Source organism: Serratia sp. CY84636 (genome assembly GCF_052166245.1).
Taxonomy (GTDB): domain Bacteria; phylum Pseudomonadota; class Gammaproteobacteria; order Enterobacterales; family Enterobacteriaceae; genus Serratia; species Serratia nevei.
The window spans coordinates 1,677,219-1,698,895 of sequence record NZ_JBJNOX010000002.1; the positions used below are offsets into that span (position 1 = coordinate 1,677,219).

General features: G+C 59.0%; 17 protein-coding genes. 11 read left to right on the forward strand and 6 right to left on the reverse strand.

Annotation, left to right across the window (positions count from 1 at the left end; genetic code table 11):
- Positions 1-6 precede the first annotated feature (6 nt).
- Positions 7-405, reverse strand: coding sequence for a hypothetical protein (locus ACJ8QI_RS12410; protein ID WP_442532580.1), 399 nt, complete (start codon positions 403-405; stop codon positions 7-9).
- 16 nt (positions 406-421) lie between these two features.
- Positions 422-1,792 (reverse strand): MFS transporter, encoded by a 1,371-nt coding sequence (locus ACJ8QI_RS12415; RefSeq protein WP_442532581.1) that lies wholly within the window; start codon positions 1,790-1,792, stop codon positions 422-424.
- A gap of 334 nt (positions 1,793-2,126) precedes the next feature.
- On the opposite strand from ACJ8QI_RS12415, the gene amiA reads away from it, so the two are divergent.
- Together amiA and ACJ8QI_RS12425 are read left to right on the forward strand one after the other, a co-directional pair.
- On the forward strand, positions 2,127-2,957 hold the full coding sequence (amiA, locus tag ACJ8QI_RS12420; RefSeq protein ID WP_149571236.1) for an N-acetylmuramoyl-L-alanine amidase AmiA: 831 nt from the start codon (positions 2,127-2,129) through the stop codon (positions 2,955-2,957).
- A 54-nt stretch (positions 2,958-3,011) separates the two neighbouring features.
- Positions 3,012-4,064: a porin gene (locus ACJ8QI_RS12425; protein WP_442532582.1), complete on the forward strand. Its 1,053-nt coding sequence runs from the start codon at positions 3,012-3,014 to the stop codon at positions 4,062-4,064.
- 67 nt (positions 4,065-4,131) lie between these two features.
- On the opposite strand, the gene ACJ8QI_RS12430 is transcribed toward ACJ8QI_RS12425, so the two are convergent.
- Positions 4,132-4,962 (reverse strand): alpha/beta fold hydrolase, encoded by an 831-nt coding sequence (locus ACJ8QI_RS12430; RefSeq protein WP_442532583.1) that lies wholly within the window; start codon positions 4,960-4,962, stop codon positions 4,132-4,134.
- Between the two features lie 220 nt (positions 4,963-5,182).
- Between ACJ8QI_RS12430 and ACJ8QI_RS12435 the strand changes: the two genes are divergently transcribed.
- The 9 genes from ACJ8QI_RS12435 to ACJ8QI_RS12475 all read left to right on the forward strand — a co-directional run bounded on the left by ACJ8QI_RS12435 (position 5,183) and on the right by ACJ8QI_RS12475 (position 18,330).
- Positions 5,183-6,586, forward strand: a complete 1,404-nt coding sequence (locus ACJ8QI_RS12435) for a coniferyl aldehyde dehydrogenase (RefSeq protein WP_442532584.1) — start codon at positions 5,183-5,185, stop codon at positions 6,584-6,586.
- 259 nt (positions 6,587-6,845) lie between these two features.
- Entirely contained in the window at positions 6,846-9,041 is a 2,196-nt protein-coding gene (katG, locus tag ACJ8QI_RS12440) for a catalase/peroxidase HPI (protein WP_149571238.1), read from the forward strand.
- Between the two features lie 114 nt (positions 9,042-9,155).
- Positions 9,156-9,515: a DUF805 domain-containing protein gene (locus ACJ8QI_RS12445; protein WP_060420345.1), complete on the forward strand. Its 360-nt coding sequence runs from the start codon at positions 9,156-9,158 to the stop codon at positions 9,513-9,515.
- A 482-nt stretch (positions 9,516-9,997) separates the two neighbouring features.
- Positions 9,998-10,897, forward strand: coding sequence for a glyoxalase (locus ACJ8QI_RS12450; RefSeq protein ID WP_442532585.1), 900 nt, complete (start codon positions 9,998-10,000; stop codon positions 10,895-10,897).
- Between the two features lie 41 nt (positions 10,898-10,938).
- A complete protein-coding gene (locus tag ACJ8QI_RS12455) occupies positions 10,939-12,228 on the forward strand; it encodes an alginate export family protein (RefSeq protein WP_442532586.1) in 1,290 nt (429 codons plus the stop codon).
- 502 nt (positions 12,229-12,730) lie between these two features.
- A complete protein-coding gene (locus tag ACJ8QI_RS12460; RefSeq protein ID WP_442532587.1) occupies positions 12,731-14,113 on the forward strand; it encodes a serralysin family metalloprotease in 1,383 nt (460 codons plus the stop codon).
- A 419-nt stretch (positions 14,114-14,532) separates the two neighbouring features.
- Positions 14,533-15,693: a phage tail fiber protein gene (locus tag ACJ8QI_RS12465; RefSeq protein ID WP_442532588.1), complete on the forward strand. Its 1,161-nt coding sequence runs from the start codon at positions 14,533-14,535 to the stop codon at positions 15,691-15,693.
- A 50-nt stretch (positions 15,694-15,743) separates the two neighbouring features.
- Positions 15,744-18,023, forward strand: a complete 2,280-nt coding sequence (locus ACJ8QI_RS12470; protein ID WP_442532589.1) for an S-type pyocin domain-containing protein — start codon at positions 15,744-15,746, stop codon at positions 18,021-18,023.
- A 16-nt stretch (positions 18,024-18,039) separates the two neighbouring features.
- The gene (locus ACJ8QI_RS12475; RefSeq protein ID WP_049295977.1) at positions 18,040-18,330 is read left to right on the forward strand and encodes a hypothetical protein; all 291 of its coding nucleotides are present in this window, start codon (positions 18,040-18,042) and stop codon (positions 18,328-18,330) included.
- Positions 18,331-18,497: 167 nt separating this feature from the next.
- Here the strand turns inward: ACJ8QI_RS12475 and ACJ8QI_RS12480 are convergent, their stop codons facing one another.
- From ACJ8QI_RS12480 to ACJ8QI_RS12490, 3 genes are all read right to left on the reverse strand, one after another.
- A complete protein-coding gene (locus ACJ8QI_RS12480; protein ID WP_442532590.1) occupies positions 18,498-19,550 on the reverse strand; it encodes an NAD(P)H-dependent flavin oxidoreductase in 1,053 nt (350 codons plus the stop codon).
- A gap of 96 nt (positions 19,551-19,646) precedes the next feature.
- The gene (locus tag ACJ8QI_RS12485; RefSeq protein ID WP_025303481.1) at positions 19,647-21,257 is read right to left on the reverse strand and encodes an MFS transporter; all 1,611 of its coding nucleotides are present in this window, start codon (positions 21,255-21,257) and stop codon (positions 19,647-19,649) included.
- Entirely contained in the window at positions 21,250-21,675 is a 426-nt protein-coding gene (locus ACJ8QI_RS12490) for a DoxX family protein (protein ID WP_033635204.1), read from the reverse strand. Before ACJ8QI_RS12490 ends, ACJ8QI_RS12485 begins: the two co-directional genes overlap by 8 nt.
- Between the last annotated feature and the right edge of the window lie 2 nt (positions 21,676-21,677).

The window sequence follows — 21,677 nt, forward strand, 5'->3', positions numbered from 1 at the left end:
GCTGTATTAGGCCGATGCGGCGATGCCTGCTGCCATAATGGTGATCCCGGCCACAAACACGATTGCCGTGGTGGCGACCGCGCCGCCGCCGACCAACGCGGCGGTTTTCCCTGTGGAAAGGTCTTTTCGTTGCAGGAAAGAAAGCTGCGACAGAGGAATGATTTTTCCGCTGTCGGCGACGATGTCTTTAGGTTCAACCTTTGCTACCGTCAGCTCGCCGCCGCTGCCGTCCTTCAGGCCATATTTCAACTGGTCGCCGACATAGACCGGCGGCTGCAGCAGGTAATACGGGCTATTGAGCCCCGCCTCTTGTTGTTGCAATGCCACGTCGTGGTAGGTCGTGCAGCCGGCAAGGGAAAACGCCGCCATCCCGATAACCAACGGCACTAATGGGACAAATCGCATGGGAAACCTCGTGCTTCTATTTGCTGGTTTTTAACGTAACGGCGGACTTGAAGCGCATATAGCTCACGACCAGAGAAAGGAACGAGAATGCCGCCCCCGCCATTAAACTGATATTCGTCGCTTGCGCGCCGCGCATATTGAAGAAAATCGCCACTAACGCCGAACCGACGATTTGCCCAATCAGCCGGGAGCTGCCCAACAGGCCGCTGGCGATGCTGCTGTTTTCATGGGAGACCGACGTCATGATCAGCAGGTTGTTCGGTGATTGAAACAGGCCAAAACCGATGCCGCACAGCGCCACGCGCCATACGATCGCCCCATTCGACGGATCGCTGGGCAGATTGGCCATCAGCAGCATGCCTGCCAGCAGACAGGCAAGGCCCGAGAGGGCAACAAGATTGGGATCGTATTTCTTGGCCAAATCGCCGGAAATTAGCGAAGACGCCATGGTGGCCAGCGGCCAGGCGGTCAGCAACAGACCGATATCCACCACGTTTCTTTGCAGGACATTGTGGAAATAGAAAGGCAGCGATACAAAAGCCAAAAGCTGGGTGCTGTAAGACAGCATCGACATCAGCAAAGACAATGACAGCGTCGGATTATGCAGCATCGCGATCGGGATCAGCGCGGCGTTGGCCTTTCTTTTCTGATTGATATACAGCAACCCGGCCAGCCCGGCGAATACCGCAAAGCTCAGCGCCGCCGCCGGCAGATGGTGGGTGGTCATGCTCATGGTGCTGAGCGAGAAAGCGATGAACAGCACAAACACCAACAGAGCCCCGCCGCTGTCGAATCCACCGCTGCGTCGCTCGCGGGGGGCCAGGAAGATCAGGCTCAGCAACAGCGACAGGCAGGCGATGGGAACATTGATGGTAAACAGCCAGTTCCAGCTCGTTTGAGAAAGTATCGCCGAGGCGATGGACGGCCCGGCGGCGGCCGAAACCGACACCACCATCACGTTTATGCCCAGGCCGCGCCCAAGCAGCCTTTCCGGGTATATCTCCTTGATCAGCGCCGCATTGACGCTGAGTACCGCCGCCGCACCGAAGCCCTGTATTACTCGGAACGCCGTCAACATCGTCAGCGTCGTAGACAGCGCGCAGCCCAAGGATGAAAAAGCGAACAGCACCACCCCGGCTATAAAGATCTTTTTATTGCCCACCGCGCGGCCCAGCGCCGCGAAGGGCATCAAAGAGGCGACGACGGCAAACTGGTAGGCATTAATAATCATGATGGAGGCCGATTCGGAAACGCCGAAATCTTTGGCGATCACCGGCAGTGCCACGTTGGCGATGGTACTGTCGAGCATGGCGATGACCGTGCTTAACGAGACCGCGAGAACGGCGAATATATTTAATGTCTCTTTTTCCTGGTGTTTAAAAGTCATGTTAACGCTCCAAAAACGTGAGTGGCTTCATGCCGGCGGCAAAGACCCCGTTTTTTATCCGTTTTATTAATTACGTTATAACATATCAATTAAGAAGGAGAATAAATCTCATTTGAAATATTAGATTAAATAGTGTGTCAAAATAAGAATTAACAAATACAAAACAAATAAATATCAATACGAACATTCAATAAACAAAATAAATGCAGTATAAAAAACCAGTGAACTTAAGGAATGACATTAAAAGTAACAGCCGCTAACAGACAACCCCGCCGAAGCACGGAATTGTTATGTTATAACAAAAACACCCTTTCCTTTTATGCTGGTTACCCTTATGGCTAAGACGGACCTTTTGAACACCCGGTTATCTCGCCGCAGAATGATGTTGGCAGGGCTGGCGGCCCTGGCGCTGAACGGCGCCGTTTCCCCGCTGGCTCACGCCCACGGCCTGCCGCGCCCCAAGCCTCACGGTGCGCGAAAAAGATTCCTGGTCATGTTGGATCCCGGTCATGGCGGCATCGACTCCGGTGCCATTGGCCACACCGGTTCGCTGGAAAAACATGTCGTTCTGGAGATCGCCAGAAATGTGCGTGCACAGCTCGATCGACACGGCATCGATGCCCGCCTGACGCGCGACAGCGACGTTTTTATTCCGCTTTACGATCGGGTGGAGATCGCGCACCGGCATGGCGCGGATCTTTTCATGTCCATCCACGCCGACGGTTTTACCTGCCCCAGCGCCTGCGGCGCTTCGGTCTTTGCGCTTTCCAATAAAGGCGCCAGCAGCGCGATGGCGAAATACTTATCGAACAGTGAAAACGCGGCGGACGATCTCGCCGGCCCTAACGTCATCAAGAAAGACCGCTATTTGCAGAAGATACTGTTTGACTTGGAGCAGACGGAAACGATCAAAGAAAGCCTGGCGCTGGGCTCGCACCTGATTCAACATATTGCGCCCATCCATCATCTGCATGCCAAAAATACCGAACAGGCGGCCTTCGTGGTCTTAAAGTCCCCGTATATTCCTTCCGTCTTGGTGGAAACCTCTTTCATCACCAACCCTGAGGAAGAAAGGCTGCTCGGCACCCCCGCCTTCCGAAATAAAATTGCCACGGCGATCGCTCAGGGGATCGTCAGCTACTTTAAACGCGAAACGCACGCTTAAGCTTCGCCGGGGCGGCAAGCTCACGGGCTTGCCGCGCACAGGGACGGTGCCATCATGATAAAACGCAATCCTCGTTATTTTTCGGCGGTCATGCTTTTCCCCCTGCTGGCCTTGTTACCGCGCGGCGCCTTCGCCGTGTCGTTGACGGGATCGCAGCAAAACAGCCTGAATTTCTACGGCACGATTATCGCCAGACGCTACAGCGGCCACAACGAACGCGACGACGGCGACCGCAGCTACCTCTATTTCGGCCTGATAGGCAAAAAAAAGATCGCGCCGCGCTGGCAGGCCTACGCCCACTGGGAATATACCGTCAGCTTCGCCGACGCGACGCGCAACAGCACCCGGCTCGCCTATATCGGCGTGCAAAACGCCGCCCTGGGCAGCCTCGATATCGGCCGCAACTGGGGCGTGCTTTATGATGTGACCGCCCTGACCGATCGCTCCCCGCTGTTTAGAGAGATGGCCTACAACTACATCGACAACTTTATGCGCGGCCGGGCGCATAACCTGCTCACCTACCGCCAAACTTTCAGCCTGTTTCAGCGGCGCGCCGCCCTCGCGCTGCAATACCAGTTCAAAGACGGCGACGAACGGCAAGCGCCGGGCAAACAAAACGGCAACGGATTCGGCGCCTCGTTCCGTTATGCGCTGACGCCGACGCTCAGCCTCATCGCCGCCGCCTCAGCGTCTCAAACCACGCAGCGGCAGCAACACGCCGCCGGTTATCGCCGGCGCATCGACACGCTGGCCGAAGGGGTTCTCTATGCGTCGAAAAAAATCTATCTTGCGGCCGTGTTCACCCAAAGCGACAACGCCATCAGCCCGCAACAAACCGCTAACCGCGGCTCGGCGTCAAGTTATGAAGCGCTCGCCAAATATCGGCTGACGGACCATATTCAACCCAACATCGGCTATACCCGCTTGATACAGGCCCGGGCAGGCCGGAACACGGACTTATTGAACTATGAGGAGTTGGGGGTCACCTGGTTGCTCAACGGCAATATGCAGGTGTTCATTAACTATGAATTCAATAACCTTTCGCAGCACGCGGCCGGCGTCGATGCGTCGGACAAGCTCGATATGGGCATCAGCTATCATTGGTGATCCGCTCTCCCGCAGCCAATAAAAAGCCCCGTCCGGTGAGGGGCGAGGCTCGCGACGCGTTGAGTCTTTAGCTGTTCACGAACGCCAGCAGATCGGCGTTGACCTGATCGGCATGGGTGGTCGGGATGCCGTGCGGCCCGCCCTTATAGGTATGGAGCGTGCCGTTTTGCACCAGCTTGGCCGACAGCACGCCGGAGTCCTGATAAGGCACCACCTGATCGTCGTCGCCGTGGATCACCAGCACCGGAATGGCAATCTTCTTGAGATCCTCGGTGAAATCGGTCTGCGAGAAGGCGACAATGCCGTCGTAGTGCGCCTTGGCGCCGCCCATCATACCCTGGCGCCACCAGTTCCAGATAATCGCCTCAGAGGGTTTGGCGCCCGGGCGGTTATAGCCGTAGAACGGGCCGGCGGGCACGTCGTAATAGAACTGTGCCCGGTTGGCGGCCAGCTGCGCCTGGAAATCATCGAACACCGCTTTGGGGGTGCCCTGCGGATTGGCGTCGGTTTTTACCATCAGCGGCGGCACCGCGCTGATCAGCACCGCTTTGGACACCTTGTCCTCGGCGTGGCGCACGATATAGCGCACCACTTCGCCGCCGCCCGTCGAGTGGCCCACGTGCATCGCGCCCTGCACGCCCAGGTGTTTTACCACCGCGGCGACGTCATCGGCGTAGTGGTCCATGTCGTGCCCTTCCGACACCTGGCTGGAGCGGCCGTGGCCGCGGCGATCGTGCGCCACCACGCGGAACCCTTTGTTCACGAAGAACAGCATCTGGGCATCCCAGTCGTCGCTGGACAGCGGCCAGCCGTGGTGGAAGTAGATAACCTTGCCGTTTTTGGGGCCCCAATCCTTGTAGAAAATCTCGACGCCATCGCTGGTTGTTACGTAACCCATGTCGTTTCTCCCATTTACACTATGGTTAAAAAAGAAGGTTTATACTGCGCACGGCGCCGGGATCTCTGGCTCCCTCATCCCGGTTGGCCGACGATCTTGCGTTGATCATTTAACGAGTATAGGTTTAAAGCTCACTTTAAGGTCAAACACGATTCGGCAAACCGCATTCCCGCTTTCACTCGGCATCAGGAGAATTCAAGTGCAGGGAGATGACATCCTCATGACGATGGAGCAACGGCTTGCCGCCCAGCGCCATGCCTTCCTGCGCGACGGCGCACCGACGATCGCTCAGCGCAAAACCGCCCTGCGCCGCCTGCGGAGCGCCATTTTGGCCCAGCGCGGTGCGCTGACGGCGGCCGTCAGCGCGGACTTCGGCCACCGCTCGCCTTACGAAACCGACATTCTGGAGATCCTGGTCACCGTGCAGGCGATCGATTATCTGCTGCGCCACCTGAAGCGCTTTATGCAGCCGGAACGCCGCCACGTCGCCCTGCCGTACCAGGCCGGGCGCGCCTACGTGCAATACCAACCTAAGGGCGTGATTGGCGTCATGGCACCGTGGAACTACCCCTTCTCGTTGACCTTCATCCCGCTGGCCACCGCCCTGGCCGCCGGCAACCGCGTGATGCTGAAACCTTCGGAACTCACGCCGCGCACCAGTCAACTCATCGAAACCATGCTGGCGGCGCTGTTTCCCGCCGATGAGGTCGCGGTGGTAACCGGCGGGCCGGACGTCGGGGCCGGGTTCAGCACACTGGCGTTCGATCACCTGGTGTTCACCGGCAGCACGACGATCGGCCGCCAGATCATGCAGGCGGCCGGTAAAAATCTGGTGCCCTTGACGCTCGAGCTGGGCGGCAAAAGCCCCGCCGTCGTGGCGCCCGGCGCGCTCACCGCCAGAACCGTTAACAGCCTGGTGTTCGGCAAGCTGTCGAACGCGGGCCAAACCTGCATCGCACCCGATTACCTGTTAATCCATCAGGACGATGTGGAAAACTTCATCGCGCTCTACGACGCGGCGGTCAAAGCGTTTTACCCTGACGGGCCGACGAGCCATGACTACGGCGCCATCATCAACGACAGGCACTACCACCGTTTGCAGGATCTGCTCACCGACGCCCAGGCGCGCGGCGCGCAAATCCATCCGGTCGGCCATCGCCCGAACTCGGCGGCGGAACGGCCGAAAACCCTCGCCCCCACGCTGATCGTCGGCGCCCCCGACGACAGCCGGATCATGCAAGAGGAGATCTTCGGGCCGCTGCTGCCGATACGCACCTACGCCGCCTTTGATGAAGCGATCGACGTTATCAACGCCGGGCCGCGCCCGCTGGCGCTGTACTACTTTGGCCCAGGCGGCACGCTGCAGGACAGGCTGCTGGCGCGCACCACCTCCGGCAACGTCAGCGTCAACGCCACCCTGCTGCATTTTGCCCAGGACGATCTGCCGTTCGGCGGCATCGGCCCCAGCGGCATGGGGGCCTATCACGGCATTGAAGGATTCCGGGCGCTGAGCCACGCCAAGGGCGTCTTCATCCAAAGCCGCTGGCACTTCACCGATCTGCTGCGTGCACCGTTCGGCAAGCTGGCAGACGCGGTGCTCAAGGTGATGTTGCGGCGTCGATAAGGCGGCGTGCTGGCTATCAATAACACCCCCATAAATCGCCGCAAGCTATCGCAATATTCACTCATTCCTATTTTATCTCTCCGCCGCCGCTGACTAAGCTTAGCCATGAGTCGCCCTGTGCCCGTTAGCGGCCGGGGCGATGTGATTCCATTGAGTTCAGTTACTTAGCGCAACACCCGACGCAAGCCTGACCCGCATGCCTTGTTAACCGCTCCACGCCCGGCGGCTGGAGCACCTTTACGGAAGCAGAGAGCGCATTATGACAACTGAAAGCAAATGCCCGTTTTCGGGCGGCAAGCAGCCCGCACCGCAAGACGGCCCCACCAATCAGGATTGGTGGCCTAATCAGCTCAGCCTGAAACCGCTGCATCAGCACTCCCCCCTGTCCGATCCGATGGACAAAGACTTCAACTACGCCGATGCCTTCAACAGTCTCGATCTGGCGGCGGTCAAACAGGATCTGCACGCCCTGATGACCGACTCGCAGGCATGGTGGCCGGCGGACTTCGGCCACTACGGCGGCCTGTTCATCCGCATGGCCTGGCACAGTGCCGGCACCTACCGCATCGGCGACGGCCGCGGCGGCGCGGGCGAAGGCCAGCAGCGCTTCGCGCCGCTCAACAGCTGGCCGGACAACGTCAGCCTCGACAAGGCGCGCCGCCTGCTGTGGCCAATCAAACAGAAATACGGCCGCAATATCTCTTGGGCCGACCTGATTATCCTGACCGGCAACGTGGCGCTGGAATCGATGGGCTTTAAAACCTTCGGCTATGCCGGCGGCCGCGCCGACACCTGGGAGCCGGACGACGTCTACTGGGGTTCGGAGAAGATCTGGCTGGAACTGAGCGGCGGGCCAAACAGCCGCTACTCGGGCGACCGTGACCTGGAAGACCCGCTGGCGGCGGTGCAGATGGGCCTGATCTACGTCAACCCGGAAGGCCCGGACGGCAACCCCGATCCGGTGGCCGCCGCGCGCGACATCCGTGAAACCTTCGCCCGCATGGCGATGAACGACGAAGAAACCGTGGCGCTGATCGCCGGCGGCCACACCTTCGGCAAGACCCACGGCGCCGGCCCGGCGTCTAACGTCGGCGCCGATCCGGAAGCGGCCGGGCTGGAGTCGCAGGGCCTCGGCTGGCACAGCACCTTCGGCACCGGCGTCGGCAAAGACGCCATCACCAGCGGCCTGGAAGTCACCTGGACCACCACCCCAACCCAGTGGAACCACGACTTCTTCCGCCACCTGTTCGAATACGAATGGGAGCTGAGCCAAAGTCCGGCCGGCGCGCATCAGTGGGTGGCGAAAGACATCGGTGAAACCATTCCCGACGCCTTCGATCCGAACAAGAAACGCCGCCCGACCATGCTGACCACCGATCTGTCGCTGCGCTTCGATCCGGCCTACGAGAAGATTTCGCGCCGCTTCTATGAGCACCCGGAGGAGCTGGCCGACGCCTTCGCCCGCGCCTGGTTCAAGCTGACCCACCGCGACATGGGGCCGCGTGCGCGCTACCTCGGCCCGGAAGTGCCGCAGGAAGAGCTGATTTGGCAGGATCCGATCCCGGCGGTCGATCATCCGCTGATCGACGAGCAGGACATCGCCGCGCTGAAAAACGCCGTGCTGGCTTCTGGCCTGCCGGTGTCGGCGCTGGTCTCCACCGCCTGGGCTTCCGCTTCGAGCTTCCGCGGTTCCGACAAACGCGGCGGCGCCAACGGCGCGCGCATTCGCCTGGCGCCGCAAAAAGACTGGGCGGTCAACCAGCCTGCGCAGCTCGCCGCGACGCTGGCCAAGCTGGAGAGCATCCAACGCACCTTCAACGATGCCCAGACCGGCGGCAAGCGCGTCTCGCTGGCAGATCTGATCGTACTGGCCGGTGCCGCGGGCGTGGAACAGGCGGCGAAGAACGCCGGTTTGGCCCTGACGGTGCCGTTCGCGCCGGGCCGCATGGACGCTTCGCAGGAGCAGACCGACGTGGACTCCTTCGAAGCGATGGAGCCGCTCGCCGACGGATTCCGCAACTTCCTGAAGGGCAAATACCGCGTGCCGGCCGAAACGCTGCTGGTCGACAAGGCGCAGCTGCTGACCCTGACCGCGCCGGAAATGACGGTGCTGGTCGGCGGGCTGCGGGTGCTCGGTGCCAACGTCGGCGGCACACAGCACGGCGTGTTCACCCAGCGGCCGCAGGCGCTGACCAACGACTTCTTCGTCAACCTGCTCGACATGGGCACCACCTGGCACCCGGTCGGTGAAGACGGCCTGTTCGAAGGGCGCGATCGCCGCAGCGGTGCGGTCAAGTGGACCGGCAGCCGCGTCGATCTGGTGTTCGGTTCACACGCGCAGCTGCGCGCGCTGGCCGAAGTCTACGGCAGCGCCGACGCGCAGGAGAAGTTCGCCCACGACTTCGTCGCCGCCTGGAACAAAGTGATGAACCTCGATCGTTTCGATCTGGCGTAACTAAGCGACAGCACAAAGCCCGCCACGGTAAACCTGGCGGGCTTTTTAATCATTGATGCATATCTTTATCGCAATCTCGTGCTAACGTTGGCTAACCGCAGCCAAGGAGATGGCATGATAAAGACATCGGACAGCGCTCACCCGCTCTTCAGCAGTTACAAAAAGACCTTCACTTACTCAGGCCGCGAAAGCCGTGGGCCTTACTCAATGCTGCTTTTGTGCCAGCACGTTTGGTTTCTGCTTTATCTCGCCGTTATCGCCAGCAAGATGAATGAGATTTCCATTTTCGCGCTTGCGGCGTTTCTGCTGCCTATGCTAGCGGCCAATGTGCGCCGTTTGCATGATGCGGGTTACTCCGGTGGTTGGTGCCTGACATGGTTCTGCTTCACACCCTATGTAATGCTGATCTTCGCGCTGTTCCTTCCCGCTAAGAACATCAATAACCCTTACGACGATCGCCCAAACCTGGCGTAAGCCCCCTCAACGGCCTGCTTCGGCGAGCCATGGCTGGCGCCGCGATATTCTCTTTACCCGCTTATTCGTATTTACTCAACAAGTCATATAAAAATTTGATGGGCGGCAATTCTTTTAATGCTGTATTTATATTTAGACGGCAATGAAGACCGTAAACTCAGCTGGCTAATGCGATATATCCCATCCAGGAGAACACCGTTATGGATTATCCTCGATTCACCTCAATATGCGCCAAGGCGGGCCTTATTCTCATCGCCGCCCCTTAGCGGCTGCGGGCCCGGCCGCCAAAAGCGCCCACCGTTTTTATGCCAATAAAAAAGAGGTTCTGCACCTGGGTGATATTTTCCCAGGCGCCAGACGCTCGCCCTTATTTAATGCTTCACCCCGCGCACTGCGCTTTTCTTTTTTATTTTTCAACCGACGGGAAAGGTCATAGGGAATCACACTTTACTCAGGAAAATAACCGCTACCTGGAGGTCATCATGCAACATATTATCGGTATTTCTTCTCGTCGGCTGAGGATATCGGCCCTTGCGCTGCTGCTCCCGGCAATGTCCTGGGCGGCCGATACGGCGTCTCTCGCCGTAGGGCCGCAATATGACACCACACATGTTTACGTCGAACGCGGCAAGATGGATGCCTTTGTCGACAGCATTCTGAAAACATTCGGCGGTACCAGCACCGAACGCGTGCTGGTCAACGTCACGCCCACGCCGAGCGAAACTTACTCCCAGCTGATACTGACGCCGGCCGGCAGCTTCTCGGTGTTCGATTTCAAAACGCCGATCCCGCACCCGTTCGGCACCGAGCGCAACGGTTTTCTGGTCAGGGATATGGACGCCGCCATCCGCCAGGCCAGGGCCGCCGGCGCCGATGTGCAGGTTGCGCCTTTCGACGATCCGATCGGCCGCGACGCGGTGATCCAGTGGCCCGGCGGCGTCAACATGCAGCTCTATTGGCACACCAAGGCGCCTGACTACAAGCCACTGCTGAGCGTGCCGGAAAACCGCCTGTATCTCTCCGCCTACCGCGTCGACGATTTCCTGAAAAGCTACCAAGCGTTCTCGCACGGCAAGGTCGTGAGCGACGAACTGGTCAGCGATGCGGCAATCGGCCGCAGCGACAACGGCAAGATCCGCCAGATCGAATTGGACTCCCGCTTCGGCAAAACGCGCATTTTCGTCACCGACGGGCATCTGCCTTATCCGTTCGGCCATGAGCGCACCGGCTATGGCGTCGACGATCTGCCGGCCACGCTGGCCAAAGCGACGGCCAGCGGCGCGCAGGTGCTGTGGCGTTCGACGGCGGCGGAGCGCCGCGCCTCGGCGCTGGTGCGTTTCCCCGGCGGCTACATCGCCGAAATTCACCAGACGGCTAAATAAACCCAAGGCGCGCTGCGGCGCGCTTTTTTCTTCGGATATCCATGATGAAACGCACGCTTCCCGCACTGTTGCTGTTCTCCACGCTCCCCGCCCTGGCGGCGGAGCCCGCCGCGTCTCCCTGGAAAAATATCCCCCTGGGCGATGCGGCCACCCTGTCTTTTGACGGTTCACTGCGCGAGCGCTATGAATGGACGGATCAGCGGGATCTGAACGGCGGACGCGACGACACCTTCATGCAGCGCTTGCTGGTTGGCGCGCGCCTCGACTACGGCGACTATGTCGGCGCCTATGTGCAGGTGGGATCGTCGCTGGCCACGCCGCGCGACCGCGGGCGCAAGCCGACCGACGAAGATCATGCTTACCTCGGCCAGGGCTATGTGGATATGAAACTGCCCACCGCCTACGGCCTCGGCACCCTGCGGATCGGTCGCCAGGAGATTGCGCTGGGCTCGCTGCACCTGCTGGGCACCCGCGACGGCCCCAACGTACGCCGCGCCTTCGACGCTATCCGCGCCAGCTGGGTCAAGGACAAAAACCGCCTCGACGCCTTTATCGGCCACCCCATTACGCTCAAGACCGGCAGTTTCGACGACGATACCGACAACAGCCAAAAGGTGTGGGGGCTGTACGGCACCACGCCGCTGGCCGCGCTGGCTTCCTCGCTCGATCTCTACACCTTCGGCTTTGAGGATAGCGACGCCCACTACGCGCAGCTCAGCGGGCAAGAGCGGCGCTATACCGTCGGCGCGCGCATTTTCGGCGCGGCGCAGGGATTCGACTGGGACAACGAGGCCGCCTGGCAGTTCGGCAGCGCAGAACAGCGCGACATCCGCGCCTGGTCGGCGTCGGCGCACGCCGGGTATACGGTGAGCGACTGGCGCTGGCAACCGCGCTTCGGCGGCAAGATTGGCATCGCCAGCGGCGATAAAAACGGTCACGATGGGCAGCTCAATACCTTTAACGCCATGTACCCCAAGCTGCCCTACCTGACCGAGAACGGGCTGGTGGCGCCGGCTAACCTGATCGCCATCCACCCTTCGGTCACGATTACGCCGTGGCAAACCCTGTCCATCGATTTCAGCTGGGACGCGCTATGGCGGCAACGCCGTGAGGATGCCTTCTACCTCGGGCCAATGCGCCCGGTGAAAGGCAGCGAGCAAGGCTCGCGCTTTATCGGCAACCAGTATCAGGTCGAAACCACCTGGACGCCGCGCAGCGATCTCCAGTTCAAGGTAGCCTATGTCTACTTCGACGTCGGCCACAGCCTGCAGCAGCATGCCGGGCTGAAAAACATGAATTTCGTGCTGGCGCAGGGCACCTACCGTTTTTAAGTATCAGTCAAGTTAATTGGTGTACGCGGGCGCCCTTAATAATCCCGTACTCAATTAATGTCGATCGCCGGCGAGTAGCCGCCCATATGCATTACGGCAATGGCGGGTACTCACCGCCATTCACAGATAAAAATCAAAGAAAAGCAAAAAGATAAATCAGTCACATAAACTTCGCGATCCAATTACAGAGTAATATTAAATAAATGTTTAATTCCACCTGGTTATTTAAGCACGCCTTTTACGCATATCTTATGTAAAAGATTCATATAAGAATAACTCATTAATAAAATAATTATGCCTATACTGCTTTCAGCCAACCACTGCGCACCATTAATTCCTCACCGTGATTAATGATAAGGACATATCCCGCTTGAGTGCGATATTCAAGCCAGACCAAGGAGGCAAGCCAATGATATCACCTTAATTATCCCTGATTTTCAAACCTGTGTACGAGCATATAGAGCGTTAGGTGCAATATTGTCAACGTCCAAAGGAGTTTGATATGTCATTAGCGACCGATAAGATTTCCGATTATATAAACCGTTATGAAAGAGGCGATCACGCGGGGAGCAGTAAACCGTCATATACCACGCAAGAGGTTTCTGATCTGCTGCTGAGGAGCCATTATTCCGCCAATGGCAAAGGCGTGACCGACCATGCGGCTACCTTGACCTACTCTTTCCCCGTCTATACCGGCAGCGACAAGACGGGCGCCGCGCAGCTTACCGCCGCGCAGCAAGCCCAAACCAAGCTTTCATTGCAATCCTGGTCGGACGTGGCCAATATCACCTTCACCGAGGTCAAAGGCACCGATGCCAAAAGCGCTGATATAAAGTTTGGTTTTTATAAGGCGGCCAGCGGAGGCAATTACACCTCCTATGAAAGTACGCAAAACGATCTCAAAAGCACGATATGGATCAGCGGTAACAAAGGCTACGACGCTTCGAATCCGCAGACCAATAACTATGCCAGGGATACGCTCACCCATGAAATAGGGCATGCGCTCGGGCTCTCCCACCCCGGAAACTATGATGCCTCCAACGCGACTTACCCCACCTACACCAACTCGGCGAAGTATTATGAAGACGATCATCAATATTCTTTAATGAGCTATTTTAGCGAGCAATACACCAGCGCTGACTATAAAGGCGTTTGGCCCTCGGGGCCGCAGCTGGATGATATTACCGCCATACAGAAGCTGTACGGCGCGAATACCACCACGCGCACCGGCGATACCACCTATGGTTTCAACTCGAATACGGACAGAGACTTTTTGAGCGTTAAGACGTCCACGGACAAAATCGTGGCGGCTATCTGGGATGCCGGCGGCAATGACACGCTGGATTTTTCAGGCTACAACCAAGATCAGCGAATCAACATTAACGAAGGCGCATTCTCAGATGTGGGCGGCTTGAAGGCGAATATCGCCATCGCCTACGGCGCGCAGATTGAAAATATCATCGGCGGCAGCGGCGCCGACATTTTAGTGGGCAACGCACTGAACAATACGCTAAAAGGCGGTGCAGGCAACGACATCATTTACGGTGCCGGCGGCGCCGATCAGCTCTGGGGCAATGCAGGCGCGGACACCTTTGTCTTCCGCGCAGTCGGCGACAGCCAAGCCGCCTCACCGGACTGGATCCGTGATTTCCAGACGGCGGTGGATAAAATCGATCTCTCGTGGATCAACCAGACGGCTAAGGCAGAAGGGAGCGAGTTGCACTTCGTGAATAGTTTAAGCGGCTCGTTGTATGAAGCGGCGCTGAATTATGACTCGCAGCAGAATGTCACCGATCTGGCGATCAATCTCTCCGGTCATAACCAGCCTGATTTCCTGGTTAAAATCGTTGGGCAGGTCGACGCCTCCGCCGATATTCTCGTCTAGCCAAGACAAACCCGCAGTCCGGCGCGAACGCCGGGCTGTTCATCTATTTTCAGGCCTGCCGCTGGCGTTTTATGCTCGGTTCCCATATCGCCAAAGCAGTAAATGGGTGTGGGGAGCAACGGAACAACAAACGCACTTAAGCAGTCAATTTAAATGACTATTAATCTATAAATTAATAAGTTATCACGTCATCGCCAGAAATCATCCGTTCTTCTTTCTTGTCTCATCCACCACACAACAAACGATTATCATTATCATTTGATATTTATTCTTGATGCTCACAAACTACTGTTCATGCATACAGTTTTCGTAATTTTTGACCATCCTCGCCTTAAATGCGTAGCGTCGTTAACTGTCTGTAAAGCGTTACCATGCGCCATTTCCATGGCAGGAACTTATTAATAAACCGAGGAATTATCATGGCTGAACAAAAGAAAAATGCCCAGGTACAGAGTGGCGTCAACGACGACATCACCGAACTTAAATCACTCACCACCCTTCGCAAACGGGTCATCAGCGACGGTGAAATCGTCTCAAAATCTGCCAACGGCTTTCGACTGGCTAACGGCAACGCCGGCGTGATGTTGCGTAACGACGGCAAAGATTTTTATGCCCTGACCACACCAAACGGGCAGGCCCAGGACGGGCAGTGGAACACGCTGCGCCCCTTCTCGTTCAATCTGGCTTCCGGTCGGGTGGCGCTGCGCAACGGCGTAGATATCTCCGGCGGGGCGATGGTGTCGCATAATGCCGGCATCTCCACCGCGACCACCGGTCCAGCCCCACTTATTAATGGGCAGGTCTATGATGCGGCGGCCGTACATACCGACTTCACCAGCGGTAACATCACTACGGCCATGTTGATGGGGTCACGCGTGGTCGCCGGCAAAGAGGATTATGGCCTGCTCTCTTACCGCGACTGGCAGGGAAACTGGAACGAACTCCAGGTCAGGCCGAATGCGGAACTGTCTGTGGGCCAACTGACTAAACGTAACCCCGATGGATGGATTTGGATTAGCGGAAACAAGAATAATAACGATGCAGAGCGGGTGACGAACGGGCTACATCTGCAGGGCGCCGGCGACCTGTTCACCAATCTCTACCACTATGAACGTATCGGTCAGCATCATTTCATGGGGGTCCATGTTGGTAATGGTGGTGCCAATGGCTGGTACGAATTTCGTCATGATGGTAACGCTTTTGCCAACGGCGGCTGGCACAGCAGTTCCGACGCCCGCATGAAAACCGATATCACAAAAATTGACGGCGCCCTGGACAAGCTGGCCCATATCGGCGGTTACACCTACCTCAAACAGGGGCTGCCAGAAGCCGGCGTGATTGCGCAGGAAGTGGAAGAAATTCTCCCCCAATCCGTGACCCAGACCGAGCTGAAGCTCAATGATGGCAGCGTGCTGAAAGACGCCCGTAGCATCAATATCAACGGCGTGGTGGCGCTGCTGGTTGAAGCGCTTAAGGAAGAACGAGCGCTCCGAGAGGCCGAATGTAATGCAGAGCGCAAAGCCCGTATCGAGCTGGAAACACGACTGGTAACGCTGGAAAAGGCACTCGCGCAGAAGTAAATCAGCAACAGTCGTCCGGCTGGATCGCTGTATAACCCCATGAAACAAGGATGAAAAAAATGCCGCAAGATATTGCTGAAGAAGAAATGGTGGTGCTTTCTGACCCACCTCCGCAACTCAATGCCGGGTCAGGGGCCGTTGGCAACGGTCAGTTGCCGGGGGTATACAGTGGTTTTAGCCCCCAGGAAACCGGTCGATTGAATGGATTGGGCTATGATACCAATCCGACCGGTCCTGTCGGGAGCACAAACATTAATATTTATTCGGCCCCCGATATCTCCCGCATGGGTGTTCAAAACCGACTGGAACCACGTCCTGACCCGTCCGGTCAAACGCTGGGTATCGGATTCAGTACGGTGTTGGATGAGTATCTGAACAAGTCCGATAATGACCATTGCCCCGTTTGTGGGCGAGAAAACTGCAAATACTGGAAAAATGACCGTGTGTTGTTGAATTCCATGAGGAAAAATGAAAACAACCTGCGCGGCAACCTGTTCGGCGCAAAACTGCCACTGCAGGTGACCGTCAGAAACACGGCGACGCGGTTTAATCATAGTCTGCCCAACGTCCTGTATCCGTTAATCAATATCCCGGGTATGGTGACCGCACCGCCGTCTGCGTTTTCAAAAGAAAACTTTAAAAATCTGATGTATCTGCGCAAAAAAATGGCGCATTTCATGAAACTCACGGAGGAAGAGCGGCGCGCATTACAAATCGCCTTATACCGACACTCTGCACCCGATACGTATAATCAAGCGTTTGACCAGCTCGACCGCGGCGATTTCAGGAATGGGGTGAAAACGCTTTACGGTTTAATGGCAGACACCGAGCAAAACCGGTATGTGCTGAGCGTGTTGATCAGCGAACTGGAAAAGCGCGGCCTCAGCGATGATGGCATCAACCAGCTTAAGACGGAACTTGCTGCCAAAACCCCGGAGGCAAAGGCCAAGGCAGAAGAGGCCCGCAAAGCAGAGGAGGCCCGTCGAGTTGAAGAAGCTCGCAAAGCAGAGGAAGCCCGTCGAGCTGAAGAAGCCCGCAAAGCCGAAGAGGCCCGTAAGGCTGAAGAAGCCCGCAAGACTGAAGCAGCACGGAAAGCGCTGTTCGCCAAAGCCGGCGTACTGGACGCCCCGGTCTATACACCCGGCATGATAAAAGCGGCCAATGCCGCGATGGCCACCGCCGGGGTCATGGTGCTCAACCGTGCGGGCGGTATGGTACAATTATCGACATGGGTCAACAGCGTGATGACCACCGCCAGTGAGCTGGCCGGCTGGGTATCCGGTGGAGTGTGGCGCGGCGCGGTGGAAGTTTCCCGGATTGCCACGGTCAGTGCTGCAGGCCCGGCAGTCGGTGCCTTCGTTGTCGGATTCTGGCCGGGGAAAGCCGGTGAAAGTCAGAGCGATATTGATAAATTGCTGGGTCGTGATTTGACACAGATGTTTACCGTTCCGGCCAGCCTCGTTGCCGCAGGGAAAACACCGATTCAGCCGGAAATGACCACGGTCGATTTACCGGTGCGCGGGTTTATTCGCCGGGGGAATAACGGCCAGCAAGAGGTAATACTGGTCAAAACAGGAACGGGCGGCGTCTCCGCTACCGTGCCGGTGTATCTGCCGGTTCGCGATGAAACAACCGGCCTGGACCGGATCACCTTGCCGGCGGTGGCCGGTGCGCCGGGGCGAACCATTTTGATAAACCCGGGCGCCGCCCCTTCAGGTCCGTGGCATACCGGCAATCCTGCGCCAGCCGCGCCGGTAACGCCGGTGCATACCGGTACAGAGATAAAGCAGGCCGACAGTATCGTCACGACGACCTTTCCGGCAGGCGACCTGCCACTGCAGGATTTTATCTACTGGCAGCCTGATGCAACGGGGGCCGGTGTTGAGCCAGTCTATGTCATGCTCAGTGGTATCTATGGTGAAACCAACGCCAAAGGGCAATACAGTGGTCGCGACTACAACACGGACAAGGCCGGTGGCCCAATTCAGAATCTGGACTGGAAAACCGCCATCATTGACCGCGCCGGCGTGGATAAAGTGAAGCTGCATACCGGGCGGTTTGGGGCGTCAGCGGAAAATGCGGTAATGATCGATCGTTTGGAGAAAATCCTGAAGGGTGAACTACAGGCGACTGACACCGACAAACGTTACTACACCCATGAAGTCAGGGAACTTGAGCGTTATCGTGCTCTGGGGATCGCAGATAGTACGGTTCCCGAAAATGACTACGAAGTCTGGAACAACACCCATACGGCGACGTTGGAAGACTATAGGTTGAGTTCTGATGAAACTCTTTTGTATACGCCTGAAGCGTTGAATCCGCAGAAATAAATATCGAGGTGTTTAAATGATTGATTTTGATGAAATGGTTAAAAATGAAGATATGGCCGATGTTATTTTATTTCTGGTAAGTCGTGGAGAAAACGGTATAGCGTATCCATCAATGGACCGGTTTTTTGGCCGGCATAAAGCTGCTGAGAAGTATGAATCTTATAACATCAAGCTAATCCATGAGACAAAAAAGCTTGAGGATAGTGGTCAGGTTTTTTCAGCTAGAACTTATGGTTCTGGGTGTAAGAAGGGACCGAACTGGAAAGAACCCGCATTCGTAACCGAGAAAAAATACGGTATTGAGTAGTTACCGGTGCCTTCGATAAGTGAGTTTTAAGCAGCGTCCAGCAACCGAGTGTTTGCTGGACGTTTTCTTTGGTGGCTAATTCCACGCCAGATTGGTTTTCAGTCGAGCCCAGGGTCAGAAAACGACGGTTTTGGCTCCGTTGCTCCCCCCAAATCGCGCAGACGAGGTCACACCGCTTCCAGCTCCGCCGCCAGGGTGGCGACCAGCTCCGCCGCCGGCATCGGCCGCGCCAGGCCCACTCCCTGCCCGGCCCACAGCGACATAAACTCCCCGCGCCCGGCCTTGGCCGCCGCCTGGCGGATATCGCCGGTGAGCGCGTTCTGCACCGGATAAGGCAGGATCTGCGCCTCTTCCGCGCGCATCTGGCGCATGAAATCATTAACGATGCCGCGCGCCGGGCGGCCGCTGAAGGCGCGCGTCAGGCGCGTGCTGTCATCACCGGCGTTGCTCAGCGCCGCCCGCCAGGCTTCGGCGATGCCCGACTCCGGGCTGCACAGGAACGCGGTACCCAGCTGCGCCGCCTGCGCGCCCAGCAAGCGCGCCGCCGCGATGCCGCGCCCGTTCATGATGCCGCCCGCGGCGATCACCGGGATCTTCACCGCCGCCACCACCTGCGGCAGCAGGGCCATCAGGCCGACGCAGGATTGCTCGATGTCGCCGAGGAAGGTCGGGCGGTGGCCGCCCGCCTCCGAGCCCGAGACGCAAACGAAGTCGGCGCCCGCCTCTTCCCAGGCGCGGGCTTCCGCCACCGTGGTGGCGGTGCCAATCACCCGCGAGCCGGCCTTCTTGAACTGCGTGACCGTGGCGCGCGGCAGCACGCCGAAGGTGAAGCTGGCCACCGGCGGCGCAGCCTCCAGCAAGGCCGCGATCTGGTCGCGGTTGTTTTCGGCGAATTGGGTGGGGATCGGCGGTTCGCTCAGCTCCAGCGCTTCGCGGAACGGCCGCAACAGGTGCTGGGCGCGCTTGAGCTCGGCGAGATCCGGGTGCTGCTCATCGAGCAGAAACAGGTTGATGTTGAACGGCGCGGCGGTCTGCGCGCGGATCTGCTGCACGCGTTCGAGGATCACCGCCGGTGAAGACAGCGCCGCCGCGCACGAGCCCAGCGCCCCGGCGTTGCTCACCGCCACCGCCAATGCCGGCGGCGACGCGCCGTTCATCGGCCCCTGAACGATCGGATAGCGCAGCCCAAGCTCGCGGGCAAAAGCAGAAGGTGCCGTCATCAATGTGTCTCCCTGTGCTGACTACATTCGTCTTACGGCGGCCGCGCCGCCGAACCGACCAAAAGCATAGCACCTTCTCACCGCCTGGCCGTGCAGTTAATGCTTCACCTGATGCCGGTCGAGCGACAGGAAGTGATGCACCACCGGTTTCTCCGGCCCGATGTGGAAGCGCAGCGCCTCCTGCTGCAGATCGGCGTCGGCGTGCGACACCCGCTGGTGCTGCCGCAGGTGCTCCGCCCAGGACTCCACCAGGAACCACTCCATGATGCATTCCGGATCGCCGGTGTGCTCGGTAATGCCCCAGGCGTAAGCGCCGTCGCGGCGGCGTGCCCGCTCCAGCATCAGCAGCGTGCGCAGGAACTGCGGCCGATCCTGTTCGCGGATGCGGTACTCCACCTGAATCATCACCGGGCCGCGATCGTTCTCAACCGGCGTGTTGACCAGCGGCTCCGGCCAATGGTTCGACGGCTGCAGATCGGCCTCGCCGGTCGGCAAGCGCAGGCGGTGGAACAGCAGCCCCGCCGCCAACAGGCCGACGCCGCCGACCAGCAGCGTGGCGGCCACGCCCAGCTCCTGCGCCACCAGCCCCCACAGCAGACTGCCTGCCGCCATCGCGCCGTTGAACACCATCAGGTAGATGGCCAGGCCGCGGCCGCGCACCCAGTTGGGCAGCACGCCCTGCGCCGCGCCGTTGAGCGTGGTCAGCGCAATGATCCAGCCGGCGCCCAGCACCAACAGCAGCACCACCGCCAGCCACTGCGGCGGTGCCAGCGACAGGGCCGCCATCACCACGGCGGTCAGCACCGCCGCCAGCAGCACCAGCCCGTCGGCATTCAGCCGCTGGCGCAGGCGCGGCAGCGCGATCGCCCCGAGGATCGCCCCGGCGCCTACCGCCCCCAGCAGCACGCCGTAAAAGCCGGCGCTGCCGCCCAGCATGCGGCGCGCCACCAGCGGCAGCAGCGCCCAGACCGAGCTGGAGAAGGCGAAGAACACCGCTGCCCGCAGCAGCACCACGTGCAGCTCACGGCTGGAACGGGCATAGCGCAGCCCGGCGCGGAAAGCGCCGAAGAAGTGTTCCGACAGGCCGCTGTCCTCGGCCTTCGGCCGCTTCCACCACAGCAGCGCCGCGATCACCAGCACATAGCTCATCACGTCCGCGCCGTAGGCCGCGCCGGCGCCGAAGCTGGCCAGCAGCAGCCCGCCGGCCGCCGGGCCGATGGAGCGGGCGATGTTGATGCCGAGCGAGTTCAGCGCCACGGCGTTTTTCAGCTCGGTGCGCGGCACCAGCTCCGGCACGATCGCCTGCCAGGTCGGCCCCATCAGCGCCGCACCGATGCCGCCGACGAAGGTCAGCGCCAGCAGGTATTCCACCGTCAGCGCACCGGTCTGCGACAGCACCAGCAGGCTGCCGCTGACGCAGGCCAGCAGAATTTGCACGAAGATCAGAAAGCGCCGCCGATCGAGGATGTCCGACAGTACCCCCGCCGGGATCGCCAGCAGGAACACCGGCAGCGTGGCGGCGGTCTGCATCAGCGCCACCGCCGAGGGGTTGCTCGACAGATCGGTGATCAGCCACGAGCTGGCGACGTCGCGCATAAAGCTGCCGACGTTGCCGAGCACCGTGGCGCCCCACAGCACCGCAAATAATGGGATTTTCAGCGGCGCGAAGCCGCCCGCCGCCGCCTTGTTTTCCGTCTGTTCAGCCATCCGTTCGCTCCTTCAAATCGTTAAATGCCACCAGCAACAGCGCGCCGGCCAGCCCGAGGTGTTCAAAAAATCCGTTCATCATCTGGCCGCGCTCCGCCCCGTCGAACTGCCAGAACGGATTGGCCATCAGCGTCGCCATCAGGGTAAAACCGGCCAGCGCCAACGCGCCGAGCCAGCGATAAAAGCCGCTCAGGATCAGCGCCGACGCCGCCAGTTCCAGCAGCGTCACCAGCACGGCGAACAGCGCCGCCGGCTGCAGGCCGAAGTGGGTCATCTCGGCAACCGCGCCTTCGACGTTCAGCGCCTTGACCAACCCGCCCTGGATGTAGGCGGCGCAAATGGCGAGCAGCAGCAGCCAGCGCACCGCGGGCGCATGCAGCCGCTGCGCGCAGCGGGCGGCGATAGCAGTCAGGTTCATCG

Bases quoted from the DNA above. Each gene is read 5' to 3' on its own strand.
- ACJ8QI_RS12410 (WP_442532580.1), bottom strand. From the start codon at position 405: ATGCGATTTGTCCCATTAGTGCCGTTGGTTATCGGGATGGCGGCGTTT.
- ACJ8QI_RS12415 (WP_442532581.1), bottom strand. From the start codon at position 1,792: ATGACTTTTAAACACCAGGAAAAAGAGACATTAAATATATTCGCCGTT.
- amiA (WP_149571236.1), top strand. From the start codon at position 2,127: ATGGCTAAGACGGACCTTTTGAACACCCGGTTATCTCGCCGCAGAATG.
- ACJ8QI_RS12425 (WP_442532582.1), top strand. From the start codon at position 3,012: ATGATAAAACGCAATCCTCGTTATTTTTCGGCGGTCATGCTTTTCCCC.
- ACJ8QI_RS12430 (WP_442532583.1), bottom strand. From the start codon at position 4,962: ATGGGTTACGTAACAACCAGCGATGGCGTCGAGATTTTCTACAAGGAT.
- ACJ8QI_RS12435 (WP_442532584.1), top strand. From the start codon at position 5,183: ATGACGATGGAGCAACGGCTTGCCGCCCAGCGCCATGCCTTCCTGCGC.
- katG (WP_149571238.1), top strand. From the start codon at position 6,846: ATGACAACTGAAAGCAAATGCCCGTTTTCGGGCGGCAAGCAGCCCGCA.
- ACJ8QI_RS12445 (WP_060420345.1), top strand. From the start codon at position 9,156: ATGATAAAGACATCGGACAGCGCTCACCCGCTCTTCAGCAGTTACAAA.
- ACJ8QI_RS12450 (WP_442532585.1), top strand. From the start codon at position 9,998: ATGCAACATATTATCGGTATTTCTTCTCGTCGGCTGAGGATATCGGCC.
- ACJ8QI_RS12455 (WP_442532586.1), top strand. From the start codon at position 10,939: ATGATGAAACGCACGCTTCCCGCACTGTTGCTGTTCTCCACGCTCCCC.
- ACJ8QI_RS12460 (WP_442532587.1), top strand. From the start codon at position 12,731: ATGTCATTAGCGACCGATAAGATTTCCGATTATATAAACCGTTATGAA.
- ACJ8QI_RS12465 (WP_442532588.1), top strand. From the start codon at position 14,533: ATGGCTGAACAAAAGAAAAATGCCCAGGTACAGAGTGGCGTCAACGAC.
- ACJ8QI_RS12470 (WP_442532589.1), top strand. From the start codon at position 15,744: ATGAAAAAAATGCCGCAAGATATTGCTGAAGAAGAAATGGTGGTGCTT.
- ACJ8QI_RS12475 (WP_049295977.1), top strand. From the start codon at position 18,040: ATGATTGATTTTGATGAAATGGTTAAAAATGAAGATATGGCCGATGTT.
- ACJ8QI_RS12480 (WP_442532590.1), bottom strand. From the start codon at position 19,550: ATGACGGCACCTTCTGCTTTTGCCCGCGAGCTTGGGCTGCGCTATCCG.
- ACJ8QI_RS12485 (WP_025303481.1), bottom strand. From the start codon at position 21,257: ATGGCTGAACAGACGGAAAACAAGGCGGCGGCGGGCGGCTTCGCGCCG.
- ACJ8QI_RS12490 (WP_033635204.1), bottom strand. From the start codon at position 21,675: ATGAACCTGACTGCTATCGCCGCCCGCTGCGCGCAGCGGCTGCATGCG.